The sequence below is a fragment of the Streptomyces sp. NPDC000075 genome, assembly GCF_040301925.1.
Taxonomy (GTDB): domain Bacteria; phylum Actinomycetota; class Actinomycetes; order Streptomycetales; family Streptomycetaceae; genus Streptomyces; species Streptomyces polychromogenes.
Map to the genome: position 1 here is coordinate 17,107 of NZ_JBEPFL010000040.1, position 17,383 is coordinate 34,489.

Consider the following 17,383-nt stretch of genomic DNA (forward strand, 5'->3'; position numbering starts at 1 on the left):
GGGAGGGGACGTAGTGAACGGGGCGGCGAAGGGTGCCATCGTCGGCGGGGTGTTCCTGGCGATGGCCGGCGGTGCGGCGTACGGGGTGGTCACCCTGGTGGGTGACAGCGGCGATCGCACCGGCCCGGGCGGGAGCGGGGCCGGGGCGGGGAAGAACGGTTCGGCGACGGCGCAGAAGACGACCGGGCCGGTCACCGACCGGGAGGCGGCCGAGGTGGCCAAGGACTTCCTGGCCGCGTGGGCGGCCGGCGACGCCTCCACGGCCGCCGCCCTGACCAACAACGCGCAGGCCGCACAGCCCGCGGTGGCCGACTTCAGGGCCAAGGCGCTCGTCTCCAAGGCCGTCATCACGCCCGGCACCCCGAACGGCACCACCGTGCCCTTCAAGGTCGAGGCCGAGATCGCCCACGACGGAACGGCCAAGCCGTTCGCCTACGACTCGCAGCTGACCGTCGTCCGCGGCGCCAGCAGCGGCAAGCCGCTCGTCGACTGGCAGCCGTCGGTGATCCACCCGCAGCTCCAGAAGGACGAACGGCTGCGCGCCGGCACCCCGGCCAGCCCGCCGGTCAAGGCCGTGGACCGCAACGGCAAGGAACTCACCCCCGAGCGGTACCCGTCGCTGCGGCCGGTGCTGGACGCGCTGCGCAAGACGTACGGGGAGAAGGCGGGCGGCACCCCAGGCGTCGAGGTGTGGATCGAACCGGCCACCGCCGACGCCCCCAAGCGGACCCTGGCGACGCTGGTCGAGGGCAGGCCGGGACAGCTCCAGACCGTCCTCGACGCCGACGTGCAGGCGGCGGCGGAGAAGGCGGTCGGCCAGTACGCCGAGGCCTCGGTCGTCGCCGTCCAGCCCAGCACCGGCGACATCCTGGCGGTGGCCAACCACCGGCAGGACGGCTTCAACGCGGCGATGCTGGGGCGGCGGGCGCCCGGCTCCACGATGAAGATCGTGACGGCGGCCATGCTGCTGGAGAAGGGCCTGGTCGCCGCCGACCGGCCGGCCGCCTGCCCGCCGAGCGCCTCGTGGGACGGGAAGGTCTTCCGCAACCAGGACGGCTTCTCGCTCCAGGGCCAGCCCTTCTCGACCAGCTTCGCCCGGTCCTGCAACACCGCCTTCGTCAGCCTGATCGACGACGTGAAGGACAACGGCGCGCTGCCGAGGACGGCCAAGGAGGCCTTCGGGATCGGGCTGGACTGGAAGACGGGCATCCCCTCGCAGGACGGCACCGTTCCGGTTACCTCGGGTGCGGCCGCCGCCGCCGAATACATCGGCCAGGGCGCGATCCAGATGAACCCGCTGAACATGGCCTCCGTCACGGCGACCGCCCGCACCGGCGTGTTCCGCCAGCCGGTCCTGGTCAAGGCCTCCCTGGACGGCCGCTCCCTGGCCACCGCCCCGCGCTCGCTGGCGCCGGGGGTGTCGGCGCAGCTGGTGCGGATGATGCGGCAGACGGCGTCGAGCGGGACGGCGGCGAAGGCGATGGCTCCGGTCCATGGATCCGACAAGGGGGCGAAGACCGGCTCGGCGGAGGTCGACGGCGCGGCCGCCCCGGACAGCTGGTTCACGGGCTACAGCGGCGACGTGGCGGCGGCGGCCATGGTCGAGGGCGGCGGCCACGGCGGCGACGCGGCGGGCCCGATCGTCGCCACCGTCCTCAACGCCTCCTGACGGCCGGGAGGCGGGCCGGGGCGCGGGTACGGGGCCGGGGTCCGGGGTCGGAGTCCGGCCGTCGGGGTCCAGGGCGGAGCTCCGGGGAACGGGGGGAGGGCGGGTCGGGGACAAAACACCTCGCCTGCGGCCCGGCAGGGCGTTAGCGTCCCGCCATGACGACGAGCACCCCGCACCCCCTGTTCGCCCGGGCCCTCACCGACCTCGGCCTCGACCTCGCCATCCGCACCTTCCCCGAAGGCACCCGCACCGCCGCCGACGCCGCGGCCGCGATCGGCTGCGAACTCAGCCAGATCGTGAAGTCACTGATCTTCGCGGCGGACGGCGTCCCGGTCCTGGTCCTCATGGACGGGGCCTCACGGGTCGACGTCGAGGCGGTGCGGCGTCAACTCGACGCCGCGAAAGTCACCCGCGCCGACGCGGCACTCGTCCGCGAGACCACCGGCTACGCCATCGGCGGCGTCCCGCCCTTCGGCCACCGCACCCGCACCCGCGTCCTGGCGGACCGGGGCCTGCTGGAGCACGACGTGGTCTGGGCGGCGGCCGGCACCCCGCACACCGTGTTCCCGATGCCCCCGCGCGAACTCGTCACGCACGCCGCCGCCGAACTGGCCGACGTCCGCGAACGGAACTGACGGACGGCCGGCGTTCCCGCGAAAAGCGCCAAAGCGACAAATCTCTACAGGCAGCCGCGCAACGCCCGCACCAGCGCCTGCGCGCGCGGATCGGCGGTCACCGACTTGGCGTGCGCGTTGGTGACGTAGCCGAAGCCGACGCCCGCCTCCGGGTCCGCGAAGGCCAGCGAGCCGCCGCGGCCCGGGTGGCCGAAGGAGGCCGGGGACAGCAGCGGGGACGCCGGCCCGTGCAGCATGTAGCCCGGCCCGAAGCGGGTCCCCACGACCAGCACCCGGTCCGGTCCCGCCGCGAACTCGGTGCCGGCCAGCGCGGTCGTCGCCGGCGTGAAGATACGCGCCCCGTCCTCCACCACCCCGATGGTCGCGGCGTAGAACCGGGCCAGGGCGCGCGCCGTGCCGATGCCGGCCGAGCCGGGGAGTTCCGCCGCCTGGTAGACGGGATCGTTCTCGTCCGGCTGCGGGTCGATGGCGGCGAAGGCGCGGCGGGTGAGGGACTCCGGGTCGGCATACGCCTCCGAAACGTTTCTCCTCGGCCGCGTCTTCAGCAGTCCCGCACCCGGCGGCGGCTCGACCGGCGCCACCCGGCCCACCCGGTGCGCCTCGCCCTCCGGCAGCCCGATCCAGAAGTCCAGCCCCAGCGGCTCGGCCATCTCCTCGGCCAGGATCCCGCCGACGGTCCGCCCCGTGGCCCGCAGTACCAGCTCGGAGACCAGCCAGCTGAAGGTCTGCGCGTGGTAGCCGTGCGCGCTGCCCGGCTCCCAGAACGCCTGCTGCGCGGCGACCGCACGCGCACCCGACACGCCGTCTGCGGCCTCCGCCGTCGTCAGGCCCCGGTCCAGGGCGGGGACGCCGGCCTGGTGCGCGAGCAGGTGGCGGACCAGCGTCCGCTCCTTGCCCCCGGCCTTGAACTCCGGCCAGTACGAGCTCACGGGGGCGTCCAGGTCCAGCAGCCCGCGCTGGTGCAGCAGCAGCGGGACGGCCGCCGCCACGCCCTTGGTCGCGGACCGCACGATCGTCACGGTGTCCTCGGCCCAGGGCTCGGTGCCGTCCGCGTCCTTCGTGCCGCCCCACAGGTCGACGACCTTGCGGCCGTCGCGGTACACGGTCACGGCCGCGCCCCGGTCCCCGAGGACCTCGAAGTTGCGCGCGAAGGCCTCACGTACGGGCTCGAAGCCCTCGGTCACCACACCCTGGATGTTCACGAGCACCCCAACAACCGAAGACCTGCGCTTATGCCGCGCCTACGAGACCCCCGCCGGCACTCCGGCCCGTCTCAGGCAGGGCACCGGCGCCCCACAGGCACCCCACCGGCTCCGCTCCGGCTCTCCTCCGGGCGGGTTACGCCGTGGCCACCGACCGCGGATCGAAGCCGAACGGCAGCTCCAGCCGGTGCGCGCCCATCAGCTCCTCGTCGCACAGCAGGTCGCGGGTGCGTCCGTCGGCGGCGATGACCCCCTCGCTGAGGATGACCGAGCGCGGGCAGAGCTCCAGGGCGTACGGCAGGTCGTGCGTCACCATCAGCACGGTGACGTCCAGCGCGCGCAGGATGTCGGCCAGCTCGCGGCGCGAGGCGGGGTCGAGGTTGGAGGAGGGCTCGTCCAGGACGAGGATCTCGGGCCGCATCGCGAGTACGGTCGCCACGGCCACCCGGCGCCGCTGCCCGAAGGACAGGTGGTGCGGGGGGCGGTCGGCGAAGCCGGCCATGCCGACCTGTTCGAGGGCCTCGCGGACGCGGGTCTCCAGTTCGGCGCCGCGCAGGCCGGCGGCCGCCGGGCCGAAGGCCACGTCCTCACGGACGGTCGGCATGAACAGTTGGTCGTCGGGGTCCTGGAAGACGATGCCGACGCGCCGGCGGATCTCGGCGAGGTTGCGCTTCTCCACGGGCAGCCCGGCCACGGTGACGGAGCCGACGCCGCCGCCCAGGATGCCGTTGAGGTGCAGGACCAGGGTGGTTTTCCCGGCGCCGTTGGGTCCGAGGAGGGCGACGCGCTCGCCGCGCCCGACGGTGAGGTCGACCCCGAAGAGGGCCTGGTGCCCGTCCGGGTAGGCGTAGGCGACTCCGGAGACCTCCAGGGAGGGCGCGGGGCTAACGTCACCAGAGGTAGTGGATGCATTAGAGGCGGAAGGAGCGGTCACAGCGTCCATCCCATCAGACAGACGGCGAGCGCCGTCACCGGGAGCACGGCCGAGTACGCCCACTGGGCGCGGGTGGCCGTCACGTCGTCGATCACCGGCATGGAACCGGCGTAGCCGCGGCTGACCATCGCGAGGTAGACCCGCTCGCCGCGCTCGTAGGAGCGGATGAACAGGGCGCCGGCGGTCTTGGCGAGCACCCCCCAGTGCTGGATGCCGCGCGCCTCGAAGCCGCGCGAGCGCCGGGCGATGGACATCCGGCGGAGCTCGTCGGTGATCACGTCGCCGTACCGGATCATGAACGAGGCGATCTGCACGAGCAGCGGCGGGAGCTTCAGCCGCTGGAGGCCCAGCAGCAGCGCACGCAGTTCGGTGGTGGAGGCGAGGAGCACGGAGGCGGCCACGCCGAGGGTGCCCTTGGCGAGCACGTTCCAGGCGCCCCACAGCCCGGAGACGCTCAGGGACATGCCGAGGACGTCCACCCGCTCGCCCTGCGACACGAAGGGCATGAGCACGGCGAACAGCACGAACGGCACCTCGATCAGCAGCCTCCGCAGCAGGAACCCGGCGGGGATCCGGGCCGCCGCCGCGACGGCGGCGACCAGGAGGGCGTACAGGCCGAAGGCCCACATCGCCTCGCGCGGTGTCGACACGACGACGACCACGAAGCCGGCGGTCGCGGCGATCTTGCAGTGCGGCGGCAGCTCGTGCACGGGCGAGTGCCCGTGTCGGTAGAGCTTGTGCGCGTGACCCGCCCCCATGTCAGCTCGCCGACGGGGCGGCCGTGGAGGACGCGGTCAGGTCCTGGGCGCGGCGGCGGCGCACGGTCCAGAAGATCCCGCTGCCGACGGCGACGGTCGCGCCGACGCCGATGACGCCGGCCAGGCCGCCGGACAGGCGGGCGTCGTCGACGTCCTTGACGCTGTAGTCGGCGAGCGGGGAGTCGGCGCTGGCGTGCGCCCGCGCCTTGGCGTCGATGCCCTTGTCGGCGGCGACCTTCTCCAGGCCGTCGGGGCTGCTGGAGGCGTAGAAGGAGACGAACCCGGCGAGCACGAGGGCGGTGGCCAGGCCGGTCAGCCAGAGCTTGCGGGTGGAGCGGGCGGCGGCCGGGACGGGGGCGGCGGCGGGGGCGTCGACGAGCTCGCCGCCGACGCGCAGCTTCAGCGGGGCGGCCAGGCCGCGCGCGCCGTGGACCAGGTCGGGCCGTACGGCGATCACGGCGCCGACGGTGGCGGCGGTGATCAGGGCCTCCCCGATGCCGATGAGCACGTGGACGCCGACCATGGCGGTGAACACCTTGCCGATCGGGACGTCGGTGGTGCCGCCGAGGGCGTAGAGGAGGGTGAACATCACGGCCGCGCCGGGCACCGAGAGCAGGGCTCCGGCGAAGGCGGCGACGGTGACCGAGCGCCGGCCGGCGGGCAGGAGCTTCAGCAGGACGCGGAAGACGGCGTAGGAGACGAGGACGGTCACCACGGCCATGTTCAGGATGTTGACGCCGAGCGCGGTCAGGCCGCCGTCGGCGAAGAGGATGCCCTGCATCAGCAGGACGACGGAGACGCAGAGCACGCCGGTGTAGGGGCCGACGAGTATCGCGGCGAGCGCGCCGCCGAGGAGGTGGCCGCTGGTGCCGGCGGCGACGGGGAAGTTCAGCATCTGCACGGCGAAGATGAAGGCGGCGACGAGGCCGGCCAGGGGGGCGGTGCGTTCGTCGAGCTCGCGGCGGGCGCCGCGCAGGCTGACCGCGACAGCGGCGGTGGCCGCCACTCCTGCGGCCACCGAGACGGGCGCGTCGATGAATCCGTCGGGCACGTGCATGGAGCGGCTCCGCTTCCTCTTCCTCACATGAGTGTTTAACCGTTCAAGAGTAGTGCCCACTTGCAAACGATTGGCAAGAGCTGGCGCCGCACAAATACATACGTGCGGTTTCGTGGGAATGTGCGAGGCTGGACGGGCAAACGGACGTCAACGTTCCGATTCGAGGAGTCCGGTCGATGTCAGCCACCGCCGAGAATCCACCAGCCACCGCCGTGGCCGTCGACGAGCGGGTCAGCGCCCGCGTGATCACCGACGACCCCCTCTACCGCGCTATCCCGGTCGCCCTGCGGTTCACCCCCGCCGAGCCCCTGGCCGTACGGATCGTCTTCCCCGCCGAGCTGTCCCCCGAGGGCACCGACAACGAGTGGGTCTTCCCCCGCGCCCTCCTGGAAGCCGGACTGCTCGCGCCGACCGGGACGGGCGACGTACGGGTCTGGCCCTGCGGCCGGGTCCAGGCGGTGGTGGAGTTCCACTCCCCCGAGGGTGTCGCCGTCATCCAGTTCGACAGCGCGGTCCTGCGCCGCTTCCTGCGCCGTACGTACGCCGCACCCACCGCCGGCGGCACGAGACCGGGCACCCCCGCGCGACCCGCGGCCACCCGTACGGCGTAGCGGACGCGAGCGGCCCCGCACCTGGGGTTCCAGATGCGGGGCCTTTCGTCACATGCTTCGCGGCGCCATTAAGGCATTAGCCGCGCGCGGGCGTCTGGTCAGGCGTTGACCAGCTCGCGCCGCTTGTCGGGGTCCTCCGGGGACCCGGCCTCCGCGCCGGACTCCCCGAGGTGCTTGCGCAGGCTCTCGCCCTCCACGTCCACGTTGGGCAGGATCCGGTCCAGCCAGCCCGGCAGCCACCAGGCCTTGTGGCCGAGCAGCGCCAGCACCGCCGGCACGATCGCCATGCGCACCACGAAGGCGTCGAAGAGGACCGCGACGGCCAGGCCGAAGCCGATCATCTTGACCATCGCGTCGCTGGCACCCAGGAAGCCGGAGAAGACGGCGATCATGATGACGGCGGCGGCCACGACCACACGGGCGCTGAACTGGAAGCCCGTCACCACGGCCTGACCCGGGCGCTCGCCGTGGACGTACGCCTCCCTCATCCGGGTGACGAGGAAGACCTCGTAGTCCATCGCCAGGCCGAAGACGACACCCACCATGAAGATCGGCATCATCGACATGATCGGACCGGTCTGCTCCACCCCGAACACGGAGCCGAGCCAGCCCCACTGGAAGACCGCGACGACCGCGCCGAGGGCCGCGACGACCGACAGCAGGAAGCCGAGGGCCGCCTTCAGCGGAACCAGGATCGAGCGGAACACCAGCATCAGCAGCAGGAACGCCAGGCCGACCACGAGCGCCAGGTAGGGCAGCAGCGCGTCGTTCATCTTCTGCGAGAAGTCGATGTTCATCGCGGTCGCACCGGTGACGAACACGTCGCCGCCGTTACCCTCGCGGATCTTGTGGACCAGGCTCTCGGTCTCGGTCGAGGACGGGCGCTCCTTCGGGATCACGCTGATGACAGCGGCGTCCTTGGCCTCGTTCTGGTGCGGCGGGGTCACCGCGACCACGCCCTCCAGCCCCTTGATCCGGTCGACGGTCTTGTCGGCGAGCGCCTTGTCGCCGTCCACGACCACCATCAGCGGACCGTTGAAGCCGGGGCCGAAGCCCTCGGACAGCATGTCGTACGCCTTGCGCTGGCTGGTGGAGACCGGCTTGGAGCCGTCGTCCGGCAGGCCCATCTCCAGCTTGCTCGCCGGCACCGCGATCGCGCCCAGGCCGATCACACCGATCAGCAGCACCATCACCGGGCGGCGCAGCACGAAGCGGGCCCAGCGGGTGCCGCCGTTCGGCTTCGCCTCGGCGCCGGCCGGACGGCCCTTGCCGAAGAGCCTGCTCTTCTGGCCGGCGGGCAGCACCTTCTTGCCCGCGAAACCGAGGATGGCCGGGACCAGCGTCAGGGCGACGAGCACCGCGATAACCACCGTTCCGGCGGCCGCGACACCCATCTTGGTCAGCATCGGGATGTTGACGACGGCCAGGCCCACCAGGGCGATGACCACGGTCAGACCGGCGAAGACGACCGCGGACCCGGCGGTTCCGGCGGCGCGGCCCGCGGCCTCGTCGCGCTCACGGCCCTCGGCGAGCTCCACGCGGTAGCGGGAGACGATGAACAGCGCGTAGTCGATGCCGACCGCGAGGCCGATCATCATCGCGAGTGTGGAGGTGGTGGAGCCGAGGTCCAGCACGTTGGCGAGCGCGGTGATCGAGGAGACGCCGATGCCGACGCCGATCAGCGCGGTCAGCAGCGGCAGCCCGGCCGCGACCAGCGAGCCGAAGGTGATGACCAGGACGATGCCGGCGATCAGGATGCCGATGGCCTCGCCGGAGCCCGTCTCGGGGGCCTCCATCAGCGCGTCGCCGCCGATCTCCACCTGGAGGCCGGCCTTCTGCGCGTCGTGCCCGGAGTCCTTGAGGGCGTCACGCGTGACGTCCTTCAGCTCCATGCCGCTGACCTTGTACTTCACCGTGATGTAGGTGGTGGAGCCGTCCTGGCTCACCGCCTGCATCTGGTACGGGTCGTCGACGGTGGCGACCTGCGCGGCGCCCTCGCCCTGCTTCAGGCCCGAGATCAGCTTCTGGACCTCGGACTTGGGGCCCTGGTCGGTGACCTTGGCGCCGGCCGGGGCCTTGACGACGATACGGGCGGTCGCGCCGTCGGCGGACATGCCCGGGAACTTCTTGTCCAGCAGGTCGAAGGCCTTCTGGGCCTCCGTGCCGGGGATCGAGAACGAACCGGAGGTCGGCGCGGCGGCCGTCGCGGCGCCGAAGCCCGCGGCGAACAGCAGCGCCACCCATATGAGGGCGACGAGGCCGCGGCGCCTGAAGGCGCCGCGCCCGAGCCGGTAGAGGAAGGTGGCCACGTCGTGGTTCTCCCGTTTCAGGTCGTGGGATGGATCCTGCGCCCGTGCGGACCGCGGGGGCGCGCACGGGCGGATCAGGGCGTGTAGAGCCGGCCCGACGACGAGAGCGGCGTGTCAGGAGCAGCAGGCGGTCTTGCTGGGGTGCGGGGAGTGCGGGCGGCGGCCCCGTGGGGTACAGCCGGCGCTGGCGGAACCGGACAGTACCCGCCGGCGCTCAGGAAGCGCTGGGGAGTAGCTGGGGAGTGACTGGGGACTCAGACGCCGAGGGCGGGGAAGACCACGGCGTCGATGAACTGGGTGAGGAACACCCGGTCGACGGACCGGTCCTCGATCAGCGGGAGCGCGATGAACGCCCCGATGAGCATGTGCGGTACGAAGTCCAGCGCCGGACAGTCCGGACGGACCTCGCCCCGCTCCACCGCACGCCGGAGCATGGCCTGGAGACCGTTGATCTCCGGGTCGACGAGCAGTTCGCGCAGCGCCCGGTGCAGCTCCGGGCTCTCGTGGACGGCATGGGCCAGACCCCGCATGAGCGCGGTGTCCTTGGCCATCTGCGCGTCGTCGGAGTGCGCGACCATACGGGCGAAGTCCCCGCGCAGGGTGCCCGTGTCGATCTCCCTGAGGGAGACCGGCTGGGTACATCGAAGGGCCTTCGCGACCAGCTCCGGCTTGCTCCCCCACTGGCGGTAGAGGGTGGCCTTGCTGGACTTCGTACGGGCGGCGACCGCGTCCATGGTCAGCGCCTCGTAGCCGACCTCGCGCAGGAGGTCGAGGACCGCCCCGTGGAGTTCGGCCTCCCGCTCGGGGGTGATCCGGCTGCGCCGCGCCGACATCGCGTCGGTGACCCGGCAGCTTCCCTTCATCACGACCACCCATCCGAACGAAACGGTTTCGTACACCTGAGAGCCTACCGGCACGCTTAACGAAACGAAACCGTTCCGTTTCGCTTCGGCGGTGGCGTCGGTCACACACCGGTCGCGCCCGCGCACACCCGATGGAGCACCTGTACGAGTTGCCGGGCCCCCCTGGCGCGGAAAGCATTGTGGGGTGAGTCACGACGTCGCGTACCTCCGCTTCCCGCACCTGCACGACGAACTCCTGTGCTTCGCCACCGAGGACGATCTGTGGGTCGCCCCCCTGGTCCCCGCAGGCCACAGCCCCGGCCGGGCCTGGCGGATCACCGTCGACCGCACCCGGGTGGGCCACCCGCGCTTCTCCCCCGACGGACGGCACATCGCCTTCACCACCTGGCGCAGCCTCGACCCCGAGATCCACCTCGCCCCCGTGGACGGCGGGCCCGCGCGCCGGCTCAGCTACTGGGGCTCCACCGACACCCGCGTCTGCGGCTGGGACCCCGACGGCAACGTCCTCGCCGTCTCCTCCCACGGACAGCCGTTCTCCTACTACTCCTGGGCCTACAAATTGCCCACGGACGGCAGCCCCGGCGGCCGCCTGCCCTGGGGCCCGGTCTCCGACATCCAGGTCGCCGACACCGACGGCGAACACCGCAGCCTGCTGCTCACCGGCAAGCCCCCGCACGAGCCCGCCGCCTGGAAGCGCTACCGGGGCGGCGCCACCGGACGGCTCTGGCTGCACGGCAAGCGCCTGCTGGAGGACATCGAGGGCCACCTGGAGGCGCCGATGTTCGTCGGCGGCCGCATCGCCTTCCTCTCCGACCACGAGGGCGTCGGCAACCTCTACTCCTGCCTGCCCGACGGCACCGGCCTGCGCCGCCACACCGACCACGACGAGTTCTACGCCCGCCACGCCTCCAGCGACGGCTCCCGCGTGGTCTACCAGTGCGCCGGCGACCTCTGGCTCGTGGACTCCCTCGACGAGGACGCCTCCCCGCGCAGGCTCGACGTCCGCCTCGGCGGCCCGCGCGCGGGACGGCGTACGTACCAGGTGCCCGCGGCCAGCAACGTCGACTCGCTGTCCGTCGACACCACCGGCCGGGCCAGTGCCGTCGTCGTCCGCGGCAGCCTGTACTGGCTCACCCACCGCGACGGCCCGGCCCGCACCATCGCCGACACCCCCGGCGTACGGGTCCGCCTCCCCGAGATGCTCGGCGGCGGCGGCCAGGTCGCCTACGTCACCGACGCCGAGGGCGAGGACGCCATCGAGATCGCCTACCTCCCCCGCGCCTCCGGGGAGCGCGAACCGCGCCGGCTCGCCTCGGGCGAGCTGGGCCACGTCACCGAACTGCTGTCGGACCCGGCCGGCGAACGGCTCGCCATCGCCTCCAACGACGGACGGCTGCTGCTCCTCGACGCGACGGAGGAGTCCGACGGCGAGGTCACCGAGCTGATCCGCTCCATCAACGGGCCGGTCACCGACCTCGCCTTCTCCCCCGACGGCTGCTGGCTGACCTGGTCGCACCCCGGCATCGGCCGCTCGCTGCGGCAGATCAAGATGGCGAAGATCTCCGGGCCGGGCGCACGCGCCGTCGTCGACGTCACCAACGGCCGCTTCGTCGACGAGAACCCGGTTTTCACCCGGGACGGCCGTTACCTCGCTTTCCTGTCCTGGCGCGGCTTCGACCCGGTGTACGACGTCCACACCGGCGACCTGTCCTTCCCGCTGGGCTGCCGCCCCTACCTGGTGCCCCTGTCCTCCGCCACCCCCTCCCCGTTCGCCTTCTCCCCCGACGGCCGCCCGGCGGCGGGCGGGCTCGACCCCGTCGAGGGGGAACCCGGGGAGGGCGACGGGACGGTGACCGTGGAGGTCGAGGGCCTGGAGAGCCGGGTCACGCCCTTCCCCGTCACCGCCTCGAAGTACTCGGCCCTGCACCCCGTCCACGGCGGCGGACTGGTGTGGCTGCGCTGGCCCATCTCCGGCGCGCTCGGCGAGACCTTCGCCAACCCGGCCGACACCAGCGGCAAGCCCACGCTGGAGCACTTCGACATGACCAAGGCCCGCAAGACGGAACTGGCCTCCGGTCTGGACTGGTTCGAGGTCAGCGGCGACGGCACCCGGCTCGTCGTCAACGACGACGGTGACCTCCGCGCCGTGCCGGCCACCGAATCGGGTGACGGCGACTCCACCGTCTACCTCGACCTGCGCCGCATCCTGCACGAGGTGGACCCGGCGGCCGAGTGGCGGCAGGCGTACGAGGAGGCCGGCCGGCTCATCCGCGCGTACTTCTGGGAACCGAACATGTGCGGCATCGACTGGGACGCGGTGCTCACCCAGTACCGCCCGCTCGTCGAACGGGTCGCCTCCCCCGACGAGTTCGCGGACCTGCTGCGCGAGGTCCTCGGCGAACTCGGCACCTCGCACGCGTACGTCTCCCCCGCCCGCCGCAACGAGGGCCCGCCCCACTACCAGCGGGCGATCGGCCTGCTCGGCGCCAACCTGGTGCGCCGGGAGGAGGGGTGGGTGGTCGCACGGATCCTGCCCGGCGAGTCCTCCGACTCCAAGGCCCGCTCCCCGCTCGCCGGCACCGGCATCCGCGACGGCGCGGTGCTCACCCACGTCGACGGCCGGCCCGTGGACCCGGTCGCCGGCCCCTACCCGCTGCTCGCGGCGGCCGGGGGCACCACCGTGGAACTGACGTTCACCCCGGCCGACGGCGAGGGCCACTCCCGGCGGGTCGCGGTCGTACCGCTGGTCGACGAACGGCCGCTGCGCTACCAGGACTGGGTGTCCAAGCGCCGCGCCGTGGTCCGCGAGGTCAGCGGCGGCCGCTGCGGCTACCTGCACATCCCCGACATGGGCGGCTCGGGCTGGGCGCAGTTCAACCGCGACCTGCGGATGGAGATGTCCCGGCCCGCCCTGATCGTCGACGTGCGCGGCAACGCCGGCGGCCACATCAGTGAACTCGTCGTCGAGAAACTCACCCGATCGATTCTGGGCTGGGACCTGACGCGCGACGCGCAGCCGGTCAGTTACGCCTCCAACGCGCCGCGCGGACCGATCGTGGCCCTGGCCGACGAGGCGACCTCCTCGGACGGGGACATGATCACCGCGGCGTTCAAACTGCTCGGCCTGGGCCCCGTGGTCGGCCAGCGCACCTGGGGCGGGGTGGTCGGCATGACCGGCCGGCACACCCTGGGGGACGGCACGGTCATCACGGTGCCGATGAACGCGGCCTGGTTCCCGGAGTACGGGTGGTCGGTCGAGAACCACGGCGTGGAGCCGGACCTGGAGATCATGCGCACCCCGCTCGACTGGGCGGAGGGCCGGCACGCGCAGCTGGACGACGCGGTGTACCTGGCGCTGGAACTCCTGGAGCAGGACCCGGCGGCGATCCCGCCCGGCTACACGGACGTCCCGGACGGCCGCCGGCCGAAGCTGCCGCCGCGGCCGTAACCGCCGCCTCGCGCCGGTCCGGCGCGGCCCCGGACCGGCGCAAGCGAGAGGGGCGCGACCCGTATCAGGTACGGGTCGCGCCCCTCGGCGCCGTGTGCGGAGCCGGTCCCGGCTAGTCCCAGCGGTCGTCGAGCTCGTCGCGGACGTCGTCGACCGGCCGCCGCGCCTGCCGCTTCTTCTCCTCGGCCTGGCCAGCACGCGAGGACGCCTCGTCCTTCGCGGCCTGCTGGGTCTTCCGCGCCTTGTCCTTGAGTTCCTGCGCCTTGTCCTGGAACTGGTCCTTGATACCCATACGTGCACTCCATGAGGGGTGTTGGCGGTGGGGCCCCGACCAGACTTGCACGGGGTGACGAAGGGCGCATTTCGATCAGCGGCCGCCGTCACGGCACCGACCATGTCGATTTAGCGACTCTGGGAGCGCCGCTGCTCGTCGGCGGCCCCGCCCGCGCCCACCAGCCCCTTGGGCACGCCGGCCAGCCGGGGCTCGAACCGCTTCATCTCGCGCTGCCCGCCCGCCGCGATGACCGCCGGCAGGTAGCCGCGTACGCCCTGCATGCCGCGCAGCCACCACTGCGCGTACACGTGCGCCGAGCGCCGCTCGATGCCGGCGACGATCCGGTCCACGGCGGGCCCGAGCGGGTAGGTGCGGTTCGCCGGCCAGGGCAGGCGGCCGCGCAGCTCGCGCATGACGTCGTGCTGGTCGGCGCCGCGCACCATGTCGGTGTCGGTCCAGGAGAGGTAGCCGACGCCGACCTTGACGCCCTTGTAGCCGACCTCGGCGCGCAGGCAGTGCGCGAAGGCCTCGACCCCGGACTTGGAGGCGCAGTACGCGCTCATCATCGGCGCGGGGGTGATCGCGGCGAGCGAGGCGATCTGGAGGAAGTAGCCACGGCTCTCGATGAGGACGGGCAGGAAGGCGCGGGCGGTGACCGCACCGCCGACCAGGTTGACCTCGATGACCCGCCGCCACGCTTCCGGGTCGGAGTCGGCGAACGGGCCGCCGGAGGCGACGCCCGCGTTGGCGACGACGATGTCCACCTTGCCGAAGCGCCGCTTGACCTCCTGCGCGACCCGGGCCATCGCCTCGTGGTCGGTGACGTCGGCGTACCAGTGGTCGCTGTCGGAGTGCAGCCGCTCGGAGACCTCCTTGAGCGCCTCCGGCTCCAGCCCGACCAGCGCGACCTTCGCGCCGCGCGCGGACAGCTTGCGGGCGAGCAGTTCGCCGACCCCGCGGGCGGCGCCGGTGATGACGGCGACCTGGCCTTCCAGACTCCTGCGAGCGCTCACGGCGTCTTCTCCTTCTCGGTCTCGGTGGTGGTCGCGGCCGGAGCCGCCGGGGTGGCCGTCGCCGGCGCGGTCAGGTACCGGGACGTCAACTCGCGCACCGCGGAACTCACCGCTTCGGGTGCCTCGACGGGCGTCATGTGGCCCATCCCGGTGAGTTCGGTCAGCCCCACGCAGTCCGGCAGCGCGGCCGCGAGCCGGCGGGCGTGCACGACGGGGGTCAGCCGGTCGTCGCGGCCCACGATGACGGCGGTGGGCACCGTCAGGCCCGCCACCCCGGCGTCCAGATCGAGGCCGGCCAGGACGTGCGACCAGGCGCGGCGCACCCCGGCGGGGCAGGCGTGCACGATCCGGGCGCAGGCTTCCACCCGGTCGGGGGCGGAGCCCGGGCCCATGGTCGCGTACTTGAGCACCGCCCGGGTGGCGGGCGTGACGGGACCGAGCGGGGCGGGCGACCCCAGCAGGCCCCGGGTGATACGGGTCCGGGCGCGCCCGGGGCGCAGCGGCAGCACGGTCGCCTCCTCGACCAGCCGCGAGCTGCCGGTGCTGCACAGCAGGACGGCCGCGGCGTGTTCGGTGAACCGGGGACGGCCGGCGGCGGCCATGACGGTCATGCCGCCCATGGAGTGCCCGGCGACGACGGCCCGTTCGCCACGCTCCAGGGTGGCCTCCAGTACGGCGACCAGGTCGTCGGCGAGGGCGTCCGTGCCGTACGCGGCGGCGGCCGGGCTGCGGCCGTGGCCGCGCTGGTCGTAGGCGATGACGCGGTGGTCGTGGGCCAGGTCGTGGATCTGGGCGGCCCAGAAGGCGGTGGAGCAGGTCCAGCCGTGGGAGAGGACCACGGCCGGGGCGCCTTCGGGTCCGTGCACCTCGACGTGCAGACGGGATCCGTCGGCGGAGACGGCGACCAGTTCGCGGGCGGCGGCCGGCGGGGCGTACCGCCCGGCGGTGACGTGCGGCGGGCGGCTCACCGCTCGCCCTCGCCGTCGGCGGCTACGGCGGTGCCCGCGGTGGTCACGGCCGCTGCGGAGGCCGCGGCGGCCGCAACCCGGGGGGCCTGGTCCTCGCGTGCCCGTACCCGTACGACCTCGTACTCGGCCAGGTCGACCGTCAACGTGGCGCGCCGGAACTCACCCGTCGTACCCGGCCACACCGTGGTGTTGCGGCCCTGTGCGTCCAGGTACCAGCTGGTGCAGCCGCCGGTGTTCCACACCGTCCGCTCCATCCGCGCCTGCACGTGCCGGTTCCACTGGTTGACGGCGGAGGGGCGGGCGGCCAGCGCGGTGCGCCCGCCCCGGCCGCCGCCTCCGAGGAGGGACAGCTGGCGCAGGTAGTCCGCCATGTAGTTCAGCTGGGACTCGATCATCAGGATCATCGAGCTGTTGCCGAGGCCGGTGTTCGGTCCGATGATCGTCATCCAGTTGGGGAAGCCGGCGGCCGTCGCCCCGCGCAGCGCCTGCATCCCGCCCTTCCAGGTGTCCGCGAGGGTCTGCCCGTCCGCGCCGACGACGCGGTCGGCGATCGGCATGTCGGTGACGTGGAACCCGGTGCCGAAGATGATCGCGTCGGCCTCGGTCTCCGTCCCGTCGTCGGCGACCAGGACCGAGCCCCGGATCTCCTTCAGCCCGGAGGCGACCAGGTCCACGTCCGGCCGGGCGAGCGCCGGGTAGTACTCGCTGGAGAGCAGGATCCGCTTGCAGCCGATGCGGTAGGAGGGCGTCAGCTTGGCCCGCAGCACCGGGTCCTTGATGGAGCGCGCCATATTGGCCTTGGCCAGCGATTCGATGAGCCCGAGCTGGTGGGGCCGCTTGGTGAAGGCGCTGACCTGCAGTTCCCGGATCCCCCACAGCAGTCCTCGCCGTGCGGCCTGGGTGAAGGGCAGTTGCCGGTGCAGCCGGCGTTCGAGGGAGCTGATGGCCCGGTCGGTGCGGGGCATGACCCACGGGGGTGTGCGCTGGAAGAGGGTGAGGCGCTCCGTCCGCGGGGCGATGGCGGGCACGATCTGGATCGCGGAGGCGCCCGTGCCGATCATCGCGACGCGCTTGCCGCTCAGGTCGTAGTCGTGGTCCCAGCGCGCGGAGTGGAACACCTTGCCGGGGAACCCGTCCAGCCCGGGGACGTCCGGCGTCTTCGGGTCGGACAGCGGCCCGGTCGCCGACACCACGACGTCGGCGGTGAACGCGCCCGCCGAGGTGTCGATCTCCCAGTGCAGCTCCTCGTTGTCCCAGCGCATCATCAGGACCTCGTGGCCGAAGCGGATGTGCGGGCGCAGCCCGAAGGTGTCGGTGACGTGTTCCAGGTAGGCGCGGATGGCCGGCTGCCCGGAGAAGGTGCGGGGCCAGTCGGGGTTGGGTGCGAAGGAGAAGGAGTAGAGGTGCGAGGGGACGTCGCAGGCGCACCCGGGATAGCTGTTGTCCCGCCAGGTGCCGCCGACGGAGTCGGCCCGTTCCAGGACGACGAAGTCCGTGATCCCCTCGCGCCGCAGCCGCACGGCCGCGCCGAGGCCGCCGAATCCGGACCCGATCACCGCCACCCGTACGTGCTCGCGTCCGTGCTCGCGTCCGTGCCCGTGCCCGTCCATGCCGCTCATGCCCGCCGCCTCCCGCTTCCGCA

14 protein-coding genes are annotated in these 17,383 nt (G+C 72.8%); 4 read left to right on the forward strand and 10 right to left on the reverse strand.

Going from position 1 to position 17,383, the window contains the following annotated elements; all coding sequences use genetic code 11:
* Nucleotides 1-13 precede the first annotated feature (13 nt).
* Together ABT403_RS33040 and ABT403_RS33045 are read left to right on the forward strand one after the other, a co-directional pair.
* Nucleotides 14-1,669: a penicillin-binding transpeptidase domain-containing protein gene (locus ABT403_RS33040; RefSeq protein ID WP_344151379.1), complete on the forward strand. Its 1,656-nt coding sequence runs from the start codon at nucleotides 14-16 to the stop codon at nucleotides 1,667-1,669.
* 155 nt (nucleotides 1,670-1,824) lie between these two features.
* Nucleotides 1,825-2,304 carry a YbaK/EbsC family protein gene (locus ABT403_RS33045; protein WP_344151376.1) on the forward strand — a complete coding sequence of 160 codons (480 nt, stop codon included), beginning with the start codon at nucleotides 1,825-1,827 and terminating at the stop codon, nucleotides 2,302-2,304.
* 44 nt (nucleotides 2,305-2,348) lie between these two features.
* On the opposite strand, the gene ABT403_RS33050 is transcribed toward ABT403_RS33045, so the two are convergent.
* From ABT403_RS33050 to ABT403_RS33065, 4 genes are all read right to left on the reverse strand, one after another.
* Nucleotides 2,349-3,506, reverse strand: coding sequence for a serine hydrolase domain-containing protein (locus tag ABT403_RS33050; RefSeq protein ID WP_344151418.1), 1,158 nt, complete (start codon nucleotides 3,504-3,506; stop codon nucleotides 2,349-2,351).
* A gap of 136 nt (nucleotides 3,507-3,642) precedes the next feature.
* Complete coding sequence (locus ABT403_RS33055; protein WP_425580103.1) at nucleotides 3,643-4,449, reverse strand: energy-coupling factor ABC transporter ATP-binding protein; 807 nt, start codon at nucleotides 4,447-4,449, stop codon at nucleotides 3,643-3,645.
* Nucleotides 4,437-5,198, reverse strand: a complete 762-nt coding sequence (cbiQ, locus tag ABT403_RS33060) for a cobalt ECF transporter T component CbiQ (RefSeq protein ID WP_344151370.1) — start codon at nucleotides 5,196-5,198, stop codon at nucleotides 4,437-4,439. The genes ABT403_RS33055 and cbiQ overlap by 13 nt, the downstream gene beginning before the upstream one ends.
* Before the next feature lies 1 nt (nucleotide 5,199).
* On the reverse strand, nucleotides 5,200-6,255 hold the full coding sequence (locus tag ABT403_RS33065) for an energy-coupling factor ABC transporter permease (protein WP_344151367.1): 1,056 nt from the start codon (nucleotides 6,253-6,255) through the stop codon (nucleotides 5,200-5,202).
* A 176-nt stretch (nucleotides 6,256-6,431) separates the two neighbouring features.
* Here ABT403_RS33065 and ABT403_RS33070 point away from each other — a divergent pair, with 176 nt between their 5' ends.
* Complete coding sequence (locus ABT403_RS33070; protein ID WP_344151364.1) at nucleotides 6,432-6,866, forward strand: SsgA family sporulation/cell division regulator; 435 nt, start codon at nucleotides 6,432-6,434, stop codon at nucleotides 6,864-6,866.
* 98 nt (nucleotides 6,867-6,964) lie between these two features.
* Here the strand turns inward: ABT403_RS33070 and ABT403_RS33075 are convergent, their stop codons facing one another.
* Nucleotides 6,965-9,175, reverse strand: coding sequence for an MMPL family transporter (locus ABT403_RS33075; RefSeq protein WP_344151361.1), 2,211 nt, complete (start codon nucleotides 9,173-9,175; stop codon nucleotides 6,965-6,967).
* 254 nt (nucleotides 9,176-9,429) lie between these two features.
* Nucleotides 9,430-10,008 carry a TetR/AcrR family transcriptional regulator gene (locus ABT403_RS33080; protein WP_344151415.1) on the reverse strand — a complete coding sequence of 193 codons (579 nt, stop codon included), beginning with the start codon at nucleotides 10,006-10,008 and terminating at the stop codon, nucleotides 9,430-9,432.
* A 214-nt stretch (nucleotides 10,009-10,222) separates the two neighbouring features.
* On the opposite strand from ABT403_RS33080, the gene ABT403_RS33085 reads away from it, so the two are divergent.
* Complete coding sequence (locus ABT403_RS33085; RefSeq protein ID WP_344151358.1) at nucleotides 10,223-13,486, forward strand: S41 family peptidase; 3,264 nt, start codon at nucleotides 10,223-10,225, stop codon at nucleotides 13,484-13,486.
* Between the two features lie 112 nt (nucleotides 13,487-13,598).
* On the opposite strand, the gene ABT403_RS33090 is transcribed toward ABT403_RS33085, so the two are convergent.
* From ABT403_RS33090 to ABT403_RS33105, 4 genes are all read right to left on the reverse strand, one after another.
* Nucleotides 13,599-13,778, reverse strand: coding sequence for a hypothetical protein (locus ABT403_RS33090; protein ID WP_344151355.1), 180 nt, complete (start codon nucleotides 13,776-13,778; stop codon nucleotides 13,599-13,601).
* 110 nt (nucleotides 13,779-13,888) lie between these two features.
* Nucleotides 13,889-14,773, reverse strand: coding sequence for an SDR family oxidoreductase (locus ABT403_RS33095; protein ID WP_344151352.1), 885 nt, complete (start codon nucleotides 14,771-14,773; stop codon nucleotides 13,889-13,891).
* Nucleotides 14,770-15,741 carry an alpha/beta fold hydrolase gene (locus ABT403_RS33100; protein ID WP_344151349.1) on the reverse strand — a complete coding sequence of 324 codons (972 nt, stop codon included), beginning with the start codon at nucleotides 15,739-15,741 and terminating at the stop codon, nucleotides 14,770-14,772. Before ABT403_RS33100 ends, ABT403_RS33095 begins: the two co-directional genes overlap by 4 nt.
* Nucleotides 15,738-17,351, reverse strand: coding sequence for a flavin-containing monooxygenase (locus ABT403_RS33105; RefSeq protein WP_344151412.1), 1,614 nt, complete (start codon nucleotides 17,349-17,351; stop codon nucleotides 15,738-15,740). Before ABT403_RS33105 ends, ABT403_RS33100 begins: the two co-directional genes overlap by 4 nt.
* Nucleotides 17,352-17,383 lie beyond the last annotated feature (32 nt).

Coding starts and splice junctions, on each gene's coding strand:
- ABT403_RS33045 (WP_344151376.1), top strand. CDS start 1,825: ATGACGACGAGCACCCCGCACCCCCTGTTCGCCCGGGCCCTCACCGAC.
- ABT403_RS33055 (WP_425580103.1), bottom strand. CDS start 4,449: ATGGACGCTGTGACCGCTCCTTCCGCCTCTAATGCATCCACTACCTCT.
- cbiQ (WP_344151370.1), bottom strand. CDS start 5,198: ATGGGGGCGGGTCACGCGCACAAGCTCTACCGACACGGGCACTCGCCC.
- ABT403_RS33065 (WP_344151367.1), bottom strand. CDS start 6,255: ATGCACGTGCCCGACGGATTCATCGACGCGCCCGTCTCGGTGGCCGCA.
- ABT403_RS33070 (WP_344151364.1), top strand. CDS start 6,432: ATGTCAGCCACCGCCGAGAATCCACCAGCCACCGCCGTGGCCGTCGAC.
- ABT403_RS33080 (WP_344151415.1), bottom strand. CDS start 10,008: ATGTCGGCGCGGCGCAGCCGGATCACCCCCGAGCGGGAGGCCGAACTC.
- ABT403_RS33090 (WP_344151355.1), bottom strand. CDS start 13,778: ATGGGTATCAAGGACCAGTTCCAGGACAAGGCGCAGGAACTCAAGGAC.
- ABT403_RS33105 (WP_344151412.1), bottom strand. CDS start 17,351: ATGGACGGGCACGGGCACGGACGCGAGCACGGACGCGAGCACGTACGG.